Raw genomic sequence first — 237 nt, forward strand, 5'->3', positions numbered from 1 at the left:
TGGTCCTTTTCGAGATGATGCCAAAAGCCGAGATGGTACTTCATGGCATAGTCCTCGGTTGGATAGGTGTGTATCCATATCCTGCCAATCTACCTACGATGCTCAACGGACTTGCTGTAGGCGCCACTAAGTTCATACCACCCTGTATTCTGGGCAAACCCTGTACATTGACCGTGACAAAGGCTTCGGCTCTTCTCGCCAAACGTTCATCTCCCCAAAGCCTATGAGCTATTTGCC

At 49.8% G+C, this 237-nt stretch carries 1 protein-coding gene; it reads left to right on the top strand.

The genetic code is table 11. From position 1 onward, the window contains the following. Window positions 1–227 (top strand): hypothetical protein (locus tag R0J92_RS26480; RefSeq protein ID WP_411053875.1); only part of this gene is annotated, 227 nt, incomplete at its 5' end. Window positions 228–237 lie beyond the last annotated feature (10 nt).

Origin of the sequence: Tritonibacter sp. SIMBA_163 (genome assembly GCF_046535935.1) — a bacterium.
Lineage (GTDB): Bacteria > Pseudomonadota > Alphaproteobacteria > Rhodobacterales > Rhodobacteraceae > Epibacterium > Epibacterium scottomollicae.